This is a genomic window from Bifidobacterium sp. LH_449 (assembly GCF_056356755.1).
On record NZ_JBKEUV010000013.1, the window covers coordinates 28,830 to 48,933 of the forward strand.

Consider the following 20,104-nt stretch of genomic DNA (forward strand, 5'->3'; position numbering starts at 1 on the left):
AATGCCATCTTGAACGAAGCCACCACGCAAAAGTGGACGCAAAAACCACTCCAAACGTCCATTTTTGCGTAGTGGCCTCGTCATAAATGGCACATTTGGACGATGCCGCGGTCTACACGCCCGTTTACCAGCGGAATTTTGCAAATCAAGGAATAGGGCCTGTGCAAAAAACGGGAATGGGACACGTGCACATCGGGAATAAGGCATCGGCGACGTTTGACGCTTCTGCGACGTTCCGCTTTTGATGATGGATCGGATGAGCGGCATCACATTGCGCTGCCGACCGATTCGGATTGAATCACGTCGTCGTTGACGGATACGGCCACGTTTGAAAACGCCGTTTCAGCGCTGGCGACCGCGAAAACGGCGTTTCGCGGCCACCGGCATCAAAAGGCAGTCCACAGCGCGATCAGCGACCGCCGATCGGGCCGCTCCAATCATCCGATTCCGGTTCGCGGGCGGATTCGACCTTCTCCTCCGGCAGATGCTTCGCCGGAATGGTCTTCGGCTTGAACGGGAAACGCTCGGCACGCATACGCTCGTAGGCGGCGATATCGTCCTCATGCTGCAGCGTCAGGTCGATGTCGTCGTAACCGTTCATCAGACGCCAGCGCACATAGTCGCTGACTTCGAACGGCAGCGTCACGTCGCCGCAGGTGACGGTGCGCGCTTCCAGATCGACCGTCATCTGAATGCCCGGCTCCTCTTCAAGCAGCTTCCACAGCAGTTCGACGGACTCCTGCGGCATGATCGCGGCCAGCACACCATTCTTGGCGGTGTTGCCGTAGAAGATGTCGGCGAAACGCGGGGCGATGACGACGCGGAAACCGTAGTCGCGCAGCGCCCACACGGCATGTTCGCGGGAGGATCCGATGCCGAAATCGGGGCCGGCCACCAGAATCTTGCCGTCCGCGTATTCCGGGCGGTTCAACACGAAATCGGGATCGCGTCGCCATGCATAGAACAGGGCGTCTTCGAAGCCGGTTTTGGTGACGCGCTTCAGGAAGACGGCGGGAATGATCTGGTCGGTGTCGACATTGGAACGGCGGAGCGGTACGCCGGTTCCGGTGAGTGTGGTGAGTTTTTCCATCGTAGGCAAATCCTTTTATACGGCTTTTGTATGGCTCTTATGGCGTGTTTCGTTTACAGATCGGCCGGGGAGCTGATGGTGCCGCGGATTGCCGTCGCCGCGGCCACCGCCGGCGACGCCAGATGAGTGCGGGATCCCTTGCCCTGACGGCCTTCGAAATTACGGTTCGAAGTGGAGACGGAACGTTCGCCAGGCACCAACTTGTCCGGATTCATGCCCAGGCACATCGAGCAGCCGGCGTTACGCCATTCCGCGCCGAAATCCTTGAAGATCCTGTCAAGCCCTTCACGCTCGGCCTGCAGGCGGATGCGGGAGGATGCCGGCACGACCAGCACGCGGTGAATGGATTCCGCCTTATGGCGGCCCTTCATGATCGCGGCGGCTGCGCGCAGGTCTTCGATGCGGCCGTTCGTGCACGATCCGATGAACACTGTGTCAACAGGAATGTCCTTGATCGGCGTGCCCGCTTCAAGGCCCATATATTCGAGCGCATGCTCGGCGGCGACGCGCTTCGTCTCATCGGCGATCGAAGCCGGGTCCGGCACGCAGGCGGAAATCGGAGCGCCCTGGCCCGGATTCGTGCCCCAGGTGACATACGGCTCCAGATCGGCGGCGTTCAACGTCACTTCCTTATCGAAAACGGCGTCGTCATCGGTCTTCAGCGTCTTCCAATATTCGACCGCCTTATCCCACATCTCGCCTTCCGGCGCATGCGGGCGGCCCTTCAGATATTCGAACGTCGTCTCATCCGGCGCGATCATGCCGGCGCGCGCGCCGGCCTCGATCGACATATTGCAGATCGTCATGCGCGCGTCCATCGAAAGCTTGCGAATGGCTTCGCCGCGATACTCAATGACATGGCCCTGGCCGCCGCCCGTGCCGATCTTGGCGATGATCGCCAGAATGATGTCCTTCGCGGTGACGCCGGCCGGCAGCTCGCCCTCAATGTCGACGGCCATCGTCTTGAACGGCTTCAGACTGAGCGTCTGCGTCGCCATCACATGCTCGACTTCGGAAGTGCCGATGCCGAAAGCGAGCGCGCCGAACGCGCCATGCGTGGACGTGTGCGAATCGCCGCAGACAATGGTCATGCCGGGCTGCGTCAGGCCCAGCACAGGCGCGAAGGCGTGGACGATGCCCTGATCCGCGTCGCCAAGCGCATGCAGGCGCACGCCGAATTCCTTGCAATTGCGTTCCAGCGTGGTCAGCTGCAGTGCGGACGTCTTATCCGGATTCGCGCAATCGATGTTGACGGTAGGCGTGTTGTGGTCTTCGGTGGCGATCAGCTGATCAAGATGACGCGGCTTGCGACCGGCCAGGCGCAGGCCTTCGAACGCCTGCGGGCTGGTGACTTCATGCATCAGCATCAGATCGATGTACAGCAGATCGGGCGCCCCATCACCACCCTTGCGTACCAGATGATCGGCCCAGACCTTCTCGGCCAATGTCGTTCCCATGCGGGACCTCCTAATTATGTGTCTTCACGCGCTTACTCATTCACATTTGCGCGTCGTGCTGAGGTATAGACTATGGTTCCGTCCACATTGCGAGGGGCACGCATGCCGGTATATGAGATATGCTGACGCGCCATACTCCTTTTATGCGGCGTGCATATTTTGCATTTCACTATATGAGATGCAATAATGCGACTTATGACTTCCAATACGAACAACACCACCGAAGCGGTTGAAGACGATCTCAACGGCGATCAGCCGGTCACCGGCATGCAGGAGAACGGCGGCGCACGCGAACACGACAATGAAATCCATTCCGGCGTCGGCGTGCTCGACAAAACCGTGAAGATTCTCGACGCCCTCGAATCCGGTCCGGCCACGCTCGGACAGCTGGTGGCGGCCACAGGACTGGCCCGCCCGACCGCGCACCGCCTCGCGATCGCATTGGAACGTCACCGTTTCGTCGTTCGTGACCAGCATGGACGTTTCGTTCTTGGCTCGCGTTTCGCCGAGCTTGCCGCAGCCGCAGGCGAAGACCGACTGCTTTCCGCCGCCGGCCCGATCCTGCAGACGCTGCTCGACCGCACCGGCGAATCCGCGCAGATCTACCGCCGTCAGGGCGACCAGCGCGTATGCATCGCCGCCGTCGAACGCGCCAGCGGCCTGCGCGATTCCATTCCGGTGGGCGCGATGCTTTCGATGGAGGCCGGCTCCGCCGCGCAGATCCTGCTGGCATGGGAGGACTCCGAACGTCTGCATCAGGGATTGCGCCACGCCAAGTTCACCGCCGTCAAGCTTGCCGCCGTGCGCAAGCGCGGATGGGCCGAATCCATCAACGAGCGCGATGAGGGCGTATGCTCCATCTCCGCTCCGATCCGCAACGCTTCCGGCCAGGTGATCGCCGCCATTTCCATTTCCGGCCCGAACGGGCGAATGGGCGCCAATCCCGGCCGCCGCTACGCCCCACTCGTCATGGCCGCCGGCAAATATCTGACCGACGCGCTGATCAAAGCCTCCGCCGGCCACTGATCGGCAACGCAACGCCGGCGTGCTGACGCCGCGCTGGCGCGCGTGCCGCCGCATCCCGCTTCAAGCCCTGCACACCGCTTCGTGCAGGGTCTTTTTATATCAGCGCAGCATGGCGAGCAGGCGACGCCACCAATTGGGCTTGTGCAGCAGGTCCATGCCTTCGCTTTCCGGACGGGATTCGCTGGTCATGCCGTACGCGTACGCCTTGTGGGAGCCGGGCTTGCCAATCAGATCGCCGTATTCCAGCAACTGCGTGCGCGGCGAGAACGGATGGCGGATATCGAATTCAAACAGGCGCGCCGCACGCTTTTCCGGCACCGGGCCGTACGATCCGAAACCGCAGGTCGGCGACGCCACCAACATCATGCCATCCAACGTGCCGACGAACGCGTTGCGGTGATCATGCGCGGCGACGACGCCGAAGAAGGCGCCGCCGCGCAGAATCGCGAACTCGCCGTTGTCCGCATCGGGGCAGCTGATGCCCTCCCCCAGATAACTGCCGGGCTGAATCAGCGCGTCATCCAATACGAAATGCCGGCCCGCGAATTCGCGGTATCCTTCGATCGCGCGCGCAGCCGTCGACGGCACTTCCCTGAGCAGGTCATAGTATTGCGGCAGCGGCAAATGCTGGAATACCAATGATTGCACGCCTTCGCCCATCACGCCGGGCAGCATTTCCAAAAATCGGATGCCTCGCGCCGACGGCGATCCGTAGCCGCCGAAACGCGCGTAATCGCCGGAATCCAACAATGCCAAGCCCAATACGACGCGGCGACGCTCGGCATCCATCACCGGCAGCGCCAGCGTGCCGGGTTCGCAAGGAAACACCTGCTGATCCGGCAGTCCGCTGCCGGGCATCGTGCGTGGCGTCCCCATTTGCGCCGCGGTCGATTCGGGATTCAAGCAACCGGGGAATTCGCGATAGATCGCGTCCATTTCGGCATTGTCGAGGCCGCATTGGAAATCATGATTGCCGTATGTCACCGCCCATGGGATGCCGCGTGCGATCAGTGGCTGCAAGAATTTCGCGATGGTGGCGCGCACGGTTTCGCGCGCGCGGTCATGTTCGATGATGGCGCGTTCCGCGGATTGCGCGGATCCCGCGCCGGGGCCGGTATTCGAAGATGCGCCCGGATTGGCTCCGATGCCGGTGCTGCGCGATGATTTGTTTTTGCCGTTCGACCAGCGCCGCTTGCGGAATGTGGACGAGTATGCCTGATCGTAGCCTGCGATTTGATTGCCTGTGAAGATCACGACATCGGGGCGGGCCGCGTCGAGTGCGGCTTCGATCAGTTTGATGGTGTCGCCGCTGACTTTGGGCCCGTCCTGGATGTCGGCGAGCTGCAATACGCGGAATTTGCCGGAGTGATGGAATTGCAGCCGGCCCAGACGCGCGGAGACGGACAGCGGGCGGGCGTCGCCGCGGCCGCCGCCGCGATTCTGCTGAGACTGCGCAGTACCGGAGTGGGCCGGATTGGAATCATGCTGCAAATCGGTCATATGCCTACCTTACCGCCCCAAACCGTAATTGCAGTGCGGGAATTACGGAATGCGGGGCCGAACGCCGGCAAAGCAAGGAATGCATAGGCGGCAATCACAGGCTGCGGGAATGCTCGGTCATATCGGCGTCGCCTCCGAATCGCAGCCGGACATAGCCCGTGCTGCTCGTCCAAGCCGTATACACGGGGCGTCCCGTGTCGTTGCCCCACCCCAGATCGGGATAGCACCACTGGCCGTCGACGATAAGCTTCATGGCTCCTTCATCGCACGAAATCCTGGCCGCGGCGTCCCCGTCCGATTTCACCGTCACCGTGGCCGGCCCGGAGGCGAAGCCTACCGTATAGCGATAGATGTTCTCCCGCATCGCGCGGAAATCCCGCGTCGCCGTATTGATGCCGGCTTCCGTCGACTCCGGGGTGTCGAGGAATGCGTCGCAAACGTCATCCTTCCAATCCCACGTCGGCACCACGTCGCGCCCGTAGCCGGCGGGCTGGGGCTCGGCCGGGAAACGGAAGGCCTCTCCCCTATCGCGCCCGATCTCGTCCGACGGATACCAGGAATACAGGCCTTTTCTCTCCCAACGTATGCGATCGGCGTCCTGCGCGAGCGGAAACGACAAGCCCAACTCGTACAGGTCATCCGGAAGGTGGGGATTGCGGATCTGGTACTCCACCGTGGTCCGCCCGTCCCCTGCGATACGGAACAGCAGCATCACGCCCACGGCCTCCCCGTAACGACCGTGCAGTCCGACCATCGCTTTGCCGTTTTCCATCGCCGTATACACGCGACGACTGGTTTTCCAAGGCAGCAGCTTCATGCCGCCCGCCCGCAGGTCGACGCCGCCGGAAACCAGCAACTGGCCGTGGCAGGAGATGTCAAGCAATCGGGCCTGCTTCGCATCGAAGCGTACGCGCACCCCGACGGAGGGGCATTCCACCGTAAGCTCGTCCGCCCGCGCATGGATCACAGGCGGCTGCGGCTTCCGCACGGCATCGCCGCCGCACTGCCGCAGCTTCGTGTTCGTCGCCCTCCCTGCGGGAAGCGTCAATCGGAAAACGTCTATGCAGTACCCGTCCTGCAGGAAGACAAGCTCCACGGATTTCGCCTGTTTCCAATCGCCCTGCACCGAAAGTCGCCCGTTCTCGTGAGGCTCGATGGCAGGAAGCGGCGCCGTTTTCGTCGCGCCGTCGTCCACGCGATACTGCAGCGTGATCTCATCCAAACGAGTATGGTCGAACCAGTTGCCGATCGGCACCGTCAGCAGGTCGCCGACGATGCAGACGGCGTCCTCCTGCACGCGTATCGGGGAATACGCCTTCTTTGTCAGCCACGCTTCCGGTTTTCTGCGGCGGTATACGTCCAACACGCTGCCCCATTCGCCGTAGCCGGCGGCCATGCCTTCCGAATGGGTCTGCCACCGTTCGTTCACGCCTTCCGGCAGCAGGAAGACGTCGTCGATTCCGCCCCACAGATCAGCGCCGAGAGCGCCGTCCGTGCGGAAAATGTTCTCCCAGGCCTTTTTCAGGCCGGCTCCCCAGAAATTGCGCACGTTCGGATCGCGCCGCTGCTCTTCGATGTCGTAGCAGGGAACGTGCGCGAATTCGTCGTGAAGCACCGGCATATCCGGGCCGCCCAAGCTGCCGTTCCACGGCTCGTAATGCCGGCTGAACACGTCGTACGGCAACGGGAACGTCTCCACCGTTTCGGGATAGCTGAAAATCACAGGCCGGCTCGGATCGACATCTTTGATGTAGTCGTATTCGATTCGATAAGCAGGAGTACGTTCGAAACCCGATTCATTGCCCAGCGACCAAAGAATCACGCAGGGATGGCTCCTGTCGCGCTCCACCATTTCCGTGAAAGGCGTGACGAAATCCTCCGTTCCGGCGTGAATGTCATATCCGTTCGCACCTTGGAAGCAGGCGCTGTTCTCTTCTTCCACATACATGCCCAACTCGTCGCAGGCCTCCAGCAGATGTCTGGACGGCGGGTAGTGCGATGTGCGGATATGGTTGATGTTCGACTCCTTATAAGCTTGGATTTCCGCCCAATCCTCTTCTTTTGTCGTGGAGCGGCCGCCTCGCAGCGATACGTCATGGCGGCAGGTCCCGCGTAGTTTCACCTCTTTGCCGTTCACATACAGCTTGTTTGCGGCCGTGCCGTCACGCCCTCCGAAATGCAGTTCGCGGAAGCCCACTTTCCTGCGTACGGTTTCCAGCGTAACGCCGTCCTTTTCCACATCGACCGTCAGCGTATACAGATACGGGTGTTCCGCATCCCAATGCTTCGGCGCGGTGACGGGAACGTTCAGTTCAACCGCCTGGCCGCACGGAATTCGCGCGAAGCCTTCCGCGGCAACGTCTCCGCCCCGGTCCGTCAATATCATATGAAGCCGCGATGCCGACGGCGCGCTTCCATCATCCGACGCACTGGTCAGGACACGCGTCGAAAGGACGGCGTCCTGGAAATTCCGGTCGAATCGCGTATCGATCTGCAGGCGCTCCAACGCGACGCTCGGCAAGGCGAATAACGATACATCCCGTAGGATCCCGCCGATGTTGTGATGGGCGTAATAGCTTGCCCAGGCGGGGCTTCCCTGTATGCCGCCGTCCGGATTGTAATTGCCGGACGCGCTTCCTTCCAGATCGGCCACGCCCACCAGCAGCGTCGCGTCCTCTCCGGCTTTGACCAGATGCGTGATCTCGCAATCCCAGGAAGTGAAGCCGCCCGTATGACCGCGAACGAACCGGCCGTCGATCCAGCAGCGGGCGTCGCTGTATACGCCGTCGAAGCGCAGGAAAATGCGTTTGCCCGCAAAGTCCCGAGGAATCGCAATCGTTCTGCGATAGTAGTATTCCCGGTTGTTCTCGATGTCAAACCCCTGCATGGCGAGCTCGCAAGGCACCGCCACATTCGTCCAGCCGTCTTCCGGCAGACGGGCGCAGTCGAAATCCTGCCGTGCCGCTCCCGGCATGGGAATGCCCGGCACTGCATCGAACAGAAATTCCCAGCTTCCCGTGCCTTCTCTATCGTTCAGGTCGATCACTGCCTGTTTTGCGCCGGCCGTCATGTCTGGTATCGGCCGAATCGACGGCGTATCCCATACCTTGCTTTCCATGTTGACGGACTGTGCCTGAAGCTGTTCCACCTGGCGTTCTCCTTGCGCGAGATCCTGCATCATTGCCTTCAATATGCAATCAGTCAAGCAACGTCAACATCGACGTTCCCGGCTGTCGCTTTCTTGATTGTTGCCCGCATAGTGTCACAGAGCCGCGACATGCACGGAGGGCCAAGGAACAGGTGCGCGAAAAACAAAAAACCCTCGCCGAAGCGAGGGTCATTGGCTGGGATGCCTGGACTCGAACCAAGAATGGCTGAACCAGAATCAGCTGTGTTGCCAATTACACCACATCCCAATTGACAGGCGTTGCAACTGGAAACCAGCTGCGGCGTCTTCGTACCCCCAACCGGATTTGAACCGGTGTTGGCGCCGTGAGAGGGCGTAGTCCTAGGCCGCTAGACGATGGGGGCTAAATTATCCGCTGCACTTCCCGGCGTGAACCGTTTGGCGCAACAGGTGTTTAATATACGCGAGCATTCCGCATCACGCAACTCTCGGCGTGTCGCGCACGAAACATGCGCGGCGAGCATACGCCCCACACATGGCAACAAGGTGTGAAAACGCTGCAATTCCAACGATTTCACACCCAATCAACGTAAGATCGACGCGCGTCGCACAGCACGCCGCATCACAGGCTCACGGCATCACAGATGCTCGCGCAATCCCTTCAGACGCGCGACGGAGATCCGCTTGCCGACGATTTCCATCGATTCGAACAGCGGCGGCGAGACACGGCGGCCCGACATGGCCACACGCACCGGACCGAAGGCGAGACGCGGCTTGTAGCCGCCTTCCTCGACCAGCGCCTTGTTCAGCAATTCGTGCAGGAAATCGGTCTTCCAATCATCCTCGGAAACGCCTTCAAGGGCCTCGACGGCCTTGTCCAGCACTTCGCCGGCGGAATCCTTCAGCTGCTTGCGCGCATCGGCATCCGGCTCGATGTATTCGTCGGCGCTCAGCAGGGAGCCGACCATGCCGGCGACCTCGCCCAGCAGGCGCACGCGCGGCTGCACCAGTTCGACGGAGGCGCCCAGCACCTCGCGTTCGCGGTCGGTCAGCGCATCCCAGGAATCGGCGGAGACCACGCCGTCACGATGCAGGTACGGCACGGAACGGTTCAGGAAATCCTGCGGTTCGAGCATGCGAATATGTTCGGCGTTGATGGAGATGGCCTTGTCGATGTCGAATCGGGCCGGATTGGCCTTCACGTCACGCACGTCGAACTTCTCGACCATCTCTTCCATCGAGAACACGTCGCGGTCCGGCGCGATGGACCAACCGAGCAGCGCCAGATAGTTGAGCAGGCCTTCACGGATGAAGCCGTTCTCGCGATGCAGGAACAGGTTGGATTCCGGATCGCGCTTGGAAAGCTTCTTGTTGCCTTGGCCCATCACGTACGGCATGTGGCCGAACACCGGCATCTCCTTGGCGATGCCCAATTCCATCAGGTAACGGTACAGCACGATCTGACGCGGGGTGGAGCTCAGGAGATCCTCGCCGCGCAGCACGACGTTCACGCGCATCATCGCATCGTCGACCGGATTGGTCAGCGTGTACAGCGGGTCGCCGTTCGGACGCACGATCACATAGTCCGGGACGGAGCCGGCCTTGAATTCGATGCGGCCGCGGATCAGATCGTCGAAGGCGATGTCCTCGTCGGGCATGCGGATGCGCAGGGCGGGCTCACGGCCTTCCGCACGGAAGGCGGCCTTCTGCTCTTCGGTCAGGTCGCGGTCGTAGCCGTCGTAGCCGAATTCCTTCGGACGGCCGGCGGCGATGTTGCGGGCTTCGATTTCGGCCGGGGTGGAGAAGGATTCATAGGCGTAGCCGGCTTCCAGCAGCTTGGCGGCGACATCCTTGTAGATGTCGGAACGCTGGGACTGGCGGTACGGGCCGTCCGGACCGCCGACGTCGATGCCTTCATCCCAGTTCAGGCCCAGCCAACGCAGCGCATCGAGGATCTGGTTGTAGCTTTCCTCGGAGTCGCGCTGCGCATCGGTGTCTTCGATGCGGAAGACGAAGGTGCCGCCGGTGGCACGGGCTTCCGCCCAGTTGAACAGTGCGGTGCGGACCATGCCCACATGCGGCGTGCCGGTCGGGGACGGGCAGAAACGCACGCGAACGTTCTTCGGAAGTTCGGGTTTGGTGTTTTCAGCTTCAGTCATAGGCTCCATTGTGCCCCGCAAACCGGACGTGCGGATCTTTGCGGAACCATTCACAAGTCGTTGCGAAAATTCCCAGCAAAACATCACAAACTTTGAGACAATATCAATGCAGAACAATCGCGAGAAAGAGCTTTCATGAGCGATCCGAATCAGATGAACACTTCCGATAATTCCGCGTCCCCGCATGAGATCCCGCACAACGAAGCGCCGCAATATGACGCCCCTCAAAGCGGCGACGCGCAATACGGCGCGCCCCAGCCTGCCGGGGCGCCGCAGTACGGCGATCCTTATGGCAATGCGGCGCAACCGCAGCATGGCGCGCAGTATGGGGCCGCGCCGCAGTATGGGACGCCCCATGATGACGGCGGACAGCGGTATGGGACTTCGCAATACGGCGCACCGCAGTATGCCGGTTCCCCGCAGTATGCGGCGCCCCAATACGGACAATATGACCAGTATGGCGCACCACAGTATGGCGGCACGCAATATGGCGCGCAGCAGCCAGGCGCGCCGCTGCCGCAGGGCACCGCCGCCTACGGCTACGGCGCCGATCCCGCGGCGGCGCCCGCTTTGGACCAGCCTTACTACAAGTGCCCGTTCCCGGAAGCCTGCAAACGTTTCTTCCAGAAATACCTCACCTTCACCGGCCGCGCGTCGCGCAGCGAATTCTGGTGGGCGGTGCTGATGTATGTCCTCGTCGACATCGTTCTCGACATGGTCACCATGGTCTTCTCCACAACGTTGAACACCGTGGTGTCGACCCTCTGGATGCTGGCATGCATCATTCCCTTCATCGCCGTAGGCGTTCGCAGACTGCATGATACGAACAAGCCAAGCGCCTGGATTCTGCTGCCGGTCATCCCGTATGCGCTGACCGAGCTCATCAGCTGGATTTGGTTCATGCCGATCATCGATCAGGTGTTCCGACTGTTCGGACGGCTGGAGGATTCGTACATTTCCATCACGACCGATCAGCTGGAGTATCTGGCCGAACGCGTGCTGGCGGAGGTTGCGGCGCCGATGGCCCTGATCACCGTGTTCAGCCTGGTGTTCCTGATTTCCGGCATCGTGCTGATGACGGGACGTACGAATCCTGCAGGAGCCCGCTTTGATGCGCGCCCGCAGGATGCCTCGCAGAATTCCGCGCAGACCGCCGCACCGGCATATGCGGCGGCGCCGTATGCCACGACGGATTACGCCGCATCGGATTATTCGGCGATGCCGATGAACGGCGCCGCATATCAGCATCCGGCCGATGCCTCCGCCACGCCGGCGCCCACCACGTATCCGCCGTATAACGGCAACGGCATGCCGCAGAACGCGCCGACCCCGGCCGGACAGCCAGGCATGTCACAGCCAGGCGCCGCACAACCGGGCATGGCGCAGCCGCAGTTCGGATCGCAGCCGCCGGTGAATCCGTTTGACCCGCAGCCGGACGACAAGCAATGATCAGCCGCTGACCGTTGTGCGGCGATGCGTATACGCGCACCGCCGCACAACGCAATCGCATAATCGCATACAACACATAACGAATTGGGCCATCTCGGATGAGATGGCCCAATTCGTTATGGCTCCAATTGAGATATCGGTCCGGCAGCAGCCGGTTCGATCACAGCTCCACCGGCGGCTTGTTCGGATCGTCCTTTACATGCGCGAATTTGGCGGCGAGCGCCTCCTTGCTTTTGCGCTCGTCCTCTTCTTTGGCGCGCTTCTTGGCTTCGTCGGGATCCCACAGCACGTCTTCGCGGTGGCGGTTCCATTCGGCGGCGGCAAGCGGCCCGATGTATTCGGCGGTGGCCGTCAGCGTATCGGCGGCGGCGACACGCGCGGCGATCAGACCGTTCAGCTGGTCGGCCGTCAGGCAGATGCGGGGTACGGCGCAGCATTCGCGCAGCTCGTTGACCAGCAGCACGACCGGCAGCGCACGCAGGGCCGCCTGACGCGCGTCATCCGCGTCGGCGGTATCGCGCAGCAATTCGTCGCACACGCACAACGCCGCGGCGAACCGCCATGCCAGCCGCGTCGCCGCAATGTCATCGGCGGCATCAGGGCCAGCGGCATCGCCGTTATCGGCGTCACCGGCGGCATCGGCGATATCCGCGTCCTTCACCGCATCAAACGCCGCAAGCACGCCGGCGATGTCGACATCATCCCAATCGACGCCCAATGCGGCGGCGGCTTCCTTCGCACAGGCGACGCTTTCGGCGTCATCCACTGCAGCGCCGCCGGCAGCCTCGCCGAACGCCATCATCCCGTCATACGCATCGTTCGCGGCGAGCAGCGCGTCGACGATCGTCTGCGGGCGGCCCGGAATCTCGTCGGCGCCTTCATACACGAATTCCGCATCCGGCACCGTCACGTCCTCGCCGGTCATGACGATCGCCGCCGCACGCGTGATGCGCACCTGCAGGTTTTCCGCATATTTCGCGTCGTTGTCCATGCGCATCGCGTCGGTCAGCGGCCACAGGGCCACCAGTTGCGCGCCGGCCTTCGCCGCCTCTCGCACCGCAGGCATCGCCGCCACCGTTGCGATGGTCGCCTTATCGAATTGAAACGCCATATTCGCTCCTTTGCTACGCGTTCTATTGTGCGCCTATTCGACGTTCGCCGCCGGGTCGACATACGTGATTGACATCACTTTGCGTGTATCGCAATCGTATGTAATCGACGTAACCGAGGCGAGCGCGGTGTGGCGCAGCAGCATGTTGTGTTCGGGATGGCCGGTTTCCAGCATGTGACGGTACGACCAGATCGGGGATTCGTGGCTGACGACGACGATTTGTTCGCCGGGATGGCGCGCGACCTGTTCAAGCGCGAAATTCTGGACGCGCGAGGCGATGGAACGGTAGCTTTCGCCCCAACTGGGCTTCCACAGGTTGGCGACGAGCTTCCAGTTGCCGTTCTTCCATAATGCGCCTTCGCCATGGCCGATGCGTTTGCCGCGGAATTCGTTGCCGGCTTCGATGATCCGTTCGTCGCAGACGAGTGTGAGCGGGGCCTCGCCGCGGGAGGCGCGCACATCATTGATCGCGTCCAGAATCGCGCCGGCGGTTTCGCGGGTTCGTTCCAACGGCGACGAGTAGATGGCGGAAATGGTGTTGGTCTGCGGATTTGCGGCCAGATAGCGCGCGGTCGCCTTCGCCATGCGCATGCCGCGTTCGGATAGGTGGAATCCGGGGAGACGCTCGTACAGCAGATGATCGGGATTATGCACTTTTCCGTGACGGACGAAATGGATGGTGGTTGCCGGCATTGACGGTCTCCTTCCGGTTGCGGCCCTCCGATTGACGGCGTTGCGGCGGCGTAGAAAAGTTTGCTTCCAGTTTTCTAATCTACCGCGTGTTTTGTCGCGGTTCTGCATAGAGTTGCACAGGCCGTGAATCAAGCTGCCGTTTGCCGCAGATGCCGCCGCCACGGGCACTTGCGTTCAAGCGTACTTGAAGTGGCATGCTTGTTGCGAGCGCGGACGCCGTCGCACGGCTGCCGCGCAGCCGTAACAGCGGCACGGCTGTTCCACGAATCCCAACCAGTCCGACAATTTCCAATGTTTATTGGCGTCACGGCGACGCAAAGCCGCGACGTCGCGTGAAACCGTGAGCAGAAAGGAGCGGCACGCAATGGCCAACCAATTCGTCTCTGGCGCAAAAGAGCTGGGCCATCGTCTTTTCGGCGGCTATGCCGAACTATTACGCATTCCACATACGGCACGATTCGCCGTAGGAGCGGTGATCGCCTGCATGCCGTTCCCGATGGTCGGCATGACCATCACGATTTCCGTACAGCATTATTACGGAAATTATTCGCTGGCCGGCATGCTGTCGGCCGTGCAGGCGATCTCCTTGGCCATCGCCAGCCCGGTGCTGGGCAAATTGGTTGATAAATTCGGACAGCGCCAGGTTTCGATTCCGACGATCATCGTGTGGATGATCGCGGCGACTTCGCTGGTGACCTGCATCACGAACCGCGTGCCATCATGGATCCTGTTCTGCATCGTGCCTTTTATGGCGGCGATTCCGCCATGGGGCGCGATGAGCCGTCGTCGTTGGACGACGCTGCTGAAGGGCGACACCGTCCGCACGAACCGCGCCCTGTCGCTGTCGGGCGTCTTCGACGAATGCCTGTGGGTGATCGGCAACCCGCTGGCGTCCACCCTGGCCGTCATCTCCGGCGTGCTGTCGTTCTCCTTCGCCGGCGTATGCGTGCTGATCGGCGCGCTGATGTTCCTCACGGAACTCAGCACGGCGCCGAAATCCCAGACGCAGCTGGCCCGGGAGGCCGGCATGACGCGCAAGCAGTATCGCGAGCGCGAAGCCGCACGGGCCCGCGCGATACAAGCCGAAGCCGCCATCGAATACGCACGAGACCGCGCCGAATCGTCAGGCGCTTCGCCCGAAGAAGTGCAGGCCGCCATGGATAAGGCCGCCGCCGAGGTGAACAGCGGCAAAAAGGAATCCATCTGGGGTCCGGGCCTGATCGCCGTATGCGTGACCTGGTTCGGTTTGGGCGCATTCCAGTCCGCCGCCGGCATCTCCATCGTCGCATTCGCGACGGAGTCGAACATGAAGCAGTACACCGGCTTCGTATTCGCCTGCTTCTCGTTCAGCTCGCTGATCGGCGCGCTGGTATACGGCGCGAAGAACTGGACGATTCCTCTGTGGAAGCGCTTCTACTTCTGCCTGGCCGTCGTGAACATCGGCATCGGCTCGTTCATGTTCGCCAACCACCTGTGGGTGATCATGATCATCTACCTGCTTATCGGCGTATGCCAGTCGCCGACCTGGGTGAACGGCAACCAGCTGATGCTGCATCTGGTGCCCCCGACCCGCTTCACCGAAGGCATGGCCTGGATGGGCGCGATGAATTCCATCGGCGGTTCGGTCGGCTCCGCCATCGCCGGCCAGTTCATCGACCGTATGGGCTCCCACGGCGGCTTCATGGTCGTCACGGCGCTGGCGCTGGTCGCGCTGGCGATCGCGCTGGTCGGCTTCAAGCAGATCAAGAGCAGCACGGAGACGCCGACGCTGACCACCGTTCACGTCTGACGAAAATCGTTGGGCGAAATCCGAAAATCATAGCAATAGCAAAGCGGCGACGGCCTGGAAAATTGGCCGCCGCCGCTTTTTATCGCAATGTCGCCGCAATCGTTTTGGCCTATGTCCTAATCGCTAATAATCAAAACTGAGCGGGAAGCTCATATAAAGCGGCAGGAAAACACGATCGCCTTGTCTACTCAGCGGCTTGGGATGCAGCACATATTCCCGACCAAGCCGCTTGCCGTACATGGAACGCATTTTGTCAAGCGACGTGGTCGTATAGCGTTTCCCCGACTTGACCTCAACCGGACAGATGCGCTGCTTGCCGGCCGCGTCTTCGAAGGGGCGGGAAATCAGAAAATCAATTTCCATGCGATTGCGCGACGTGTCCCTGTCCGTCTTCGAAAAGAAGAACAGGCGGCGTCCGGCGGCGCTGAGCTGCTGGGCGACCACGTTTTCCGTCAGCATGCCTTCATTCACACCGATTTTTCCGGACAGAATGTCGCCGTAGATGTTTTCCGACGTGAACTGGTTGTCTGCAAGGGCATGCGATACGAGCAGCCCCGTGTCAAACATGTAGCATTTGAACGAGGACTGCTCCATATTCATGCCCAATCCGACGTTCGGATCGGTGGAATTGAAGCACATATTCGCCAGGCCTGCGTCCGCCAGCCAAAAAAACGCAGATTCGTATTCGCGCCTGCGCGCATTGTCGCCCAGCGCGGTGATGTGGAATTTCTTCTCATGCTGCGCAAGCTGCGCCGGTACGGCGTCGAATATCGCCGCCAGGCGGGCCGATTCCATGCCACCGTATTTCGCCATATCATTGCGGTACAAGTTGAGAATGTTGCGTTTCACCGCATCCGCCGCCTGGAAGCTGTTGTTGTCGACATATGCCTGGATGGCTTGGGGCATGCCGCCGACCAGCATGTATTCACGGAACAGGCGCTCCGATTTCCTGTGCAACGCCTCGGGCAGGGGCGACAGAGTGTTGTAGGAGTCCCTGATGAGTGCACTTAGCGGCGCCGCGTCAACTGCCCAGAGGAATTCTTCAAAATCGAACGGATACAGCGTGAAACATTCCTCTTCCGAGGGGATGAGAATGTTCTTGACGTTTTCCCGAATCGATACCAGCGATCCGGTTTCGATGTAGTCGTACCGCCCGTCTGCGACCAGCTGCTTGATCGACGCCCGCGCCTGCGGGCATAGCTGCACCTCGTCGAAAATAATAAGCGTATCGCGCTCGACCGGCGTGAAATCATAATACGCAAACAGATATCGCAGCAGCGTGGCGATGTCGTGCCGCTGTTCGGAAAACAGGTCAATGACGCTGTCCGGAGCCTGCGCAAAATCGACTAGCAGACATTGCGCGTATTCGCGCTGCCCGAATTCCTGCGCCAGCATGCTTTTGCCCACACGACGCGCGCCTTGAATAAGAAGCGCCGTTGAGCCTTGCCGTTGCATCTTCCAAGTTTTGAGGCGTTCATACGCTTTTCTAGTGAACATCGGCACTGCCTTCACGGTTTGACGAATTTGACAGTCACTATTTTACACGATTTGACGAGTTTGGTAGGACTGTTTTTACACGGATTGACAAGTAAAGACAGGACGATTCCACACGATTTGACGAGTTTGGATGTTGGAGGGAACACAACAGGCAGCTTTGCCGGCAATGCCAGACACCGTCTTCCAAAAGATCTACAGCAACCCAACCAAAGACAACTTCCGGTCGCCATTTGATTAGCTTTCAATAAAACTGCCATATCCCACGAAGCTACTGTACAAAAGCAGTCGTTTGAAATCTGGAATTGAGTGCGTGAAGCTGGAATTGGAAGTCCACGGCTCAGCTTATTGACGGAAAATGAAAAAGCCTCCAGCTGTAAAATGTAAGCGGTGGCCTTGAGTGGAACTGACGTAGTCATGCTTGAATCGCGATACCAACATAAATGATATGAGTTTAATCATTTGTACTTTATGTTAAAAGCAATCCCCAAGAAAGTTGCTAAGAGTGCAAAACACAATGACATCTCGCCCGCATTGATCGCAGCGTTGGTCTGTTTCAAAGTCAGATTCAGAAGTTCGGATTTTGATGCTCGGACAGAGAGCATATTGGAAGTTTCTGAATGGCAATAAGGGCATATGAAAACGATGCCACCAACGCTTCTGTTGCGTCATGGCTAGTCCTCCAACCATCTGCGTATACGCGGCATTGTTTGAATGAATCACGCCAGGCAGCTGCTTTTTTCGGAGCTAACAATGCTGTTCGCAGAGACGTCGTTGACGCAACCGCATACCTCACATATCCAGCTCTCATTTTCGATAGTAAAATCGGATTGAGGATTCAACTCAATACCGCAACCATCGCAGCATCAATCATATCCGCTGTTATTCACGCTTATATCTCTCCCCTACAAAATAACCCCACTTTATTCATCGGAATCTTTATCCGATATTCCTTGTTTCATAGTGTTTTCTTTTTTTATCTTTTGGACAAGTTGTGTGCCGGCACTTCCAATCGCTACACCGCATACCGCGATAGTCACCACTAACCCCACAGGGCCCCCGCATTTTTTGGCAATTTGTGTAAGCCGAGCATAATCCCACACATCTGTAATCCTTGTACTCTAATTGCACAATTAGCTAATGCAACAAATTATGAATCAATTTCGTCTATTCTGGTAAATATGGCATTCGAGGCCATCGTGCATATTCGCAACTAGACTACAGCATCTCTTTCAACGAAGCAGTAGCAGCAATGAGGAACAGTTCCTGCCCCTATGTTGTCAACAAAATAAAGGTAGTCTGTTCGCGTCCATTGACAAGCAGCATAAGCAACAAAATGGGGTTAATAGTGTCCTTTAGTTTTTGCGGGAGTGCTCGGCCGCCATTGGATTGGGTTCCGACCAAAACTGCCACATTCCACGATGCTACTGCGCAGAAGTGGTCGTTTTCGGCGCCGAAAACGACCACTTCTGCATAGTGACTTCGTCCAAAGTGGCAGTTTTGGTCGTTTGAGACCTGGAATGTGGGAGCATCAGACCGAAAATCGGGCCGGCAGCCGGGATTCGACGTCGGTAGACGATCGAAGATGGTTGCGCGATTATTGGATTACTTATCGCTCCAACAGCGCTCGTATCGCAGGCCCGTCAGACGCTCGACCACCGCCTTTGTACGGGGATCCACGTCGGCCTTGGATCCGCCGTTGCGTAGTCGCGTGATCTCCTTCAACACCATGGAATCGGTCTCCTTGCTGACCGTCAGGCGCGTGGACACGATCCAGCAGATGCTCATGGCCAGGATGAACCAGCCGAGCAGTACGGCCGCCAGACCGATCTGCGCCGGAAGGGACTGCTTGGCCAACGTCGAATCGAAGCCGACCGCGCCCAGCACCAAGCCGACCAGCATCGTGGCGATGCCGGAGCACAGTTGGCGCAGGCACGCCTGAATGCCGGAGAAGGTGGCGGAACGGTACCGTTTGGTCACGATCTGGTCGATGTCGGCGATGTACGGGAACACCGCCCACGGCATGTAGCCGCACAACGATTTGAACACGAAGAACCATAAGGCGCCCGCCACCGCGAACACGCCCCATCCCGCAGCGGGCATCGATCCGACCAGCAGCCATGCGGACAGGAGCCAGACCGCGCCGATGATGCATCCCGCGAAGTTGATCGTGTACAGGCGCTTCGGCCCCAGTTTCGTCATCGCCCAGCCGAACACCGGCATCAACGGCAGCGAGACCGCGGTGCAGCCGATCAGCAGCGACGCGAACGCCGCCGTCTTGTTCCAGTTGTACACGACGAAGAAAATGAACGTCTGCCCGAACACATCCATCGACATCTGCACCAGCAGATAGATCGACAGATGCTTGCGGAATTCGCCGATCCGCAGCGTCGACCAGTATTCGCGCAGCATGCGCACCCCGCGGCGGCACCATCCGGAGAATCCCACGCGCACCGGCTTCACTTCGCCGCGCGCATACGCGCCGAAACCGGCCTGTTCCGGCGTCATCTCCCACGTCGAATGCCAGCAGGCCAGCACCGCGCAGGAGAACAGCACCGTCACCGTAATGCCCAGCGCCATGTACCCGGTTGGCACGTCGTCGCCGACCATTGCAAGGATGGCGCCGCCGACCACCGGGATCAGCGTTCCGGATGCCGTCGAAATGGTCAGGCGAACCGTCGACAGCATGGTGCGCCCGTTGAAATCATCCGTCATTTCACCCGGCAGCGGATTGTATCCGGTGGCGAACAGCTGCGCCAGCACCACCCACAGCGTGTAGGCGAGGAAATACACGCCCAGCGGCATTCCGGGAAGCCATAGGAACACGCCTGTCAGCAGCAGCGGCGACGTGATCAGCAGCAGCAGACGACGGCGCCCGAATCGTCGGCCGATGCGGAAGCGGTACAGGTTGTCGTCAAGGACGCCGAACGCCAACGCCGCGACGGCGCTGATGATGGCGCTCATGCCGATTACGCCTTGCGCGACGCTGATGTCCAATCCGCAGAAGCGCGTCCAGAACAGCGACAGATATGTGGCCGTAATGGCCAGCTGTCCGCCTCCGTAACAGTCGCCTATGCCGAAACCGATGGCTTCGCGTAGGGTGATCTTGCGCGTGCCGGCGGTTTCGGACGCCGCACGCAATGCCTTGCTGGATGATGACGTTGTTGCCATGATCAGTCGATTCCTGACTCCATTGTTGCCGTGATGCT

General features: G+C 60.1%; 11 protein-coding genes, 2 tRNA genes and 1 pseudogene. 3 read left to right on the forward strand and 11 right to left on the reverse strand.

The window, feature by feature from the left end; translation table 11 throughout:
* Positions 1-409: 409 nt before the first annotated feature.
* Together leuD and leuC are read right to left on the reverse strand one after the other, a co-directional pair.
* Entirely contained in the window at positions 410-1,090 is a 681-nt protein-coding gene (gene leuD, locus AC1AX7_RS09080) for a 3-isopropylmalate dehydratase small subunit (protein ID WP_476509765.1), read from the reverse strand.
* A 53-nt stretch (positions 1,091-1,143) separates the two neighbouring features.
* Positions 1,144-2,547 (reverse strand): 3-isopropylmalate dehydratase large subunit, encoded by a 1,404-nt coding sequence (gene leuC / locus AC1AX7_RS09085; protein WP_476509766.1) that lies wholly within the window; start codon positions 2,545-2,547, stop codon positions 1,144-1,146.
* 297 nt (positions 2,548-2,844) lie between these two features.
* Here leuC and AC1AX7_RS09090 point away from each other — a divergent pair.
* Positions 2,845-3,573, forward strand: a pseudogene (locus AC1AX7_RS09090) (IclR family transcriptional regulator); the annotation flags it as partial.
* 99 nt (positions 3,574-3,672) lie between these two features.
* Here the strand turns inward: AC1AX7_RS09090 and AC1AX7_RS09095 are convergent.
* The 5 genes from AC1AX7_RS09095 to gltX form a co-directional block, all read right to left on the reverse strand.
* Entirely contained in the window at positions 3,673-5,073 is a 1,401-nt protein-coding gene (locus tag AC1AX7_RS09095; RefSeq protein ID WP_476509767.1) for a metallophosphoesterase family protein, read from the reverse strand.
* Positions 5,074-5,167: 94 nt separating this feature from the next.
* The gene (locus AC1AX7_RS09100) at positions 5,168-8,254 is read right to left on the reverse strand and encodes a glycoside hydrolase family 2 protein (RefSeq protein ID WP_476509768.1); all 3,087 of its coding nucleotides are present in this window, start codon (positions 8,252-8,254) and stop codon (positions 5,168-5,170) included.
* A gap of 160 nt (positions 8,255-8,414) precedes the next feature.
* Positions 8,415-8,489 (reverse strand) — tRNA-Gln (locus tag AC1AX7_RS09105).
* Between the two features lie 42 nt (positions 8,490-8,531).
* Positions 8,532-8,604 (reverse strand) — tRNA-Glu (locus tag AC1AX7_RS09110).
* Positions 8,605-8,838: 234 nt separating this feature from the next.
* A complete protein-coding gene (gene gltX / locus AC1AX7_RS09115) occupies positions 8,839-10,359 on the reverse strand; it encodes a glutamate--tRNA ligase (protein ID WP_476509769.1) in 1,521 nt (506 codons plus the stop codon).
* 135 nt (positions 10,360-10,494) lie between these two features.
* On the opposite strand from gltX, the gene AC1AX7_RS09120 reads away from it, so the two are divergent.
* Positions 10,495-11,808, forward strand: coding sequence for a DUF805 domain-containing protein (locus AC1AX7_RS09120; RefSeq protein WP_476509770.1), 1,314 nt, complete (start codon positions 10,495-10,497; stop codon positions 11,806-11,808).
* A gap of 160 nt (positions 11,809-11,968) precedes the next feature.
* On the opposite strand, the gene AC1AX7_RS09125 is transcribed toward AC1AX7_RS09120, so the two are convergent.
* Positions 11,969-12,919, reverse strand: coding sequence for a hypothetical protein (locus AC1AX7_RS09125; protein WP_476509771.1), 951 nt, complete (start codon positions 12,917-12,919; stop codon positions 11,969-11,971).
* 33 nt (positions 12,920-12,952) lie between these two features.
* A complete protein-coding gene (locus tag AC1AX7_RS09130; protein ID WP_476509772.1) occupies positions 12,953-13,612 on the reverse strand; it encodes a histidine phosphatase family protein in 660 nt (219 codons plus the stop codon).
* A gap of 364 nt (positions 13,613-13,976) precedes the next feature.
* Here AC1AX7_RS09130 and AC1AX7_RS09135 point away from each other — a divergent pair, with 364 nt between their 5' ends.
* A complete protein-coding gene (locus AC1AX7_RS09135; RefSeq protein WP_476509773.1) occupies positions 13,977-15,401 on the forward strand; it encodes an MFS transporter in 1,425 nt (474 codons plus the stop codon).
* A gap of 123 nt (positions 15,402-15,524) precedes the next feature.
* On the opposite strand, the gene AC1AX7_RS09140 is transcribed toward AC1AX7_RS09135, so the two are convergent.
* Together AC1AX7_RS09140 and AC1AX7_RS09145 are read right to left on the reverse strand one after the other, a co-directional pair.
* Positions 15,525-16,898, reverse strand: a complete 1,374-nt coding sequence (locus tag AC1AX7_RS09140) for an ATP-binding protein (protein WP_476509774.1) — start codon at positions 16,896-16,898, stop codon at positions 15,525-15,527.
* A gap of 1,602 nt (positions 16,899-18,500) precedes the next feature.
* Entirely contained in the window at positions 18,501-20,066 is a 1,566-nt protein-coding gene (locus AC1AX7_RS09145) for an MFS transporter (protein ID WP_476509775.1), read from the reverse strand.
* Positions 20,067-20,104 lie beyond the last annotated feature (38 nt).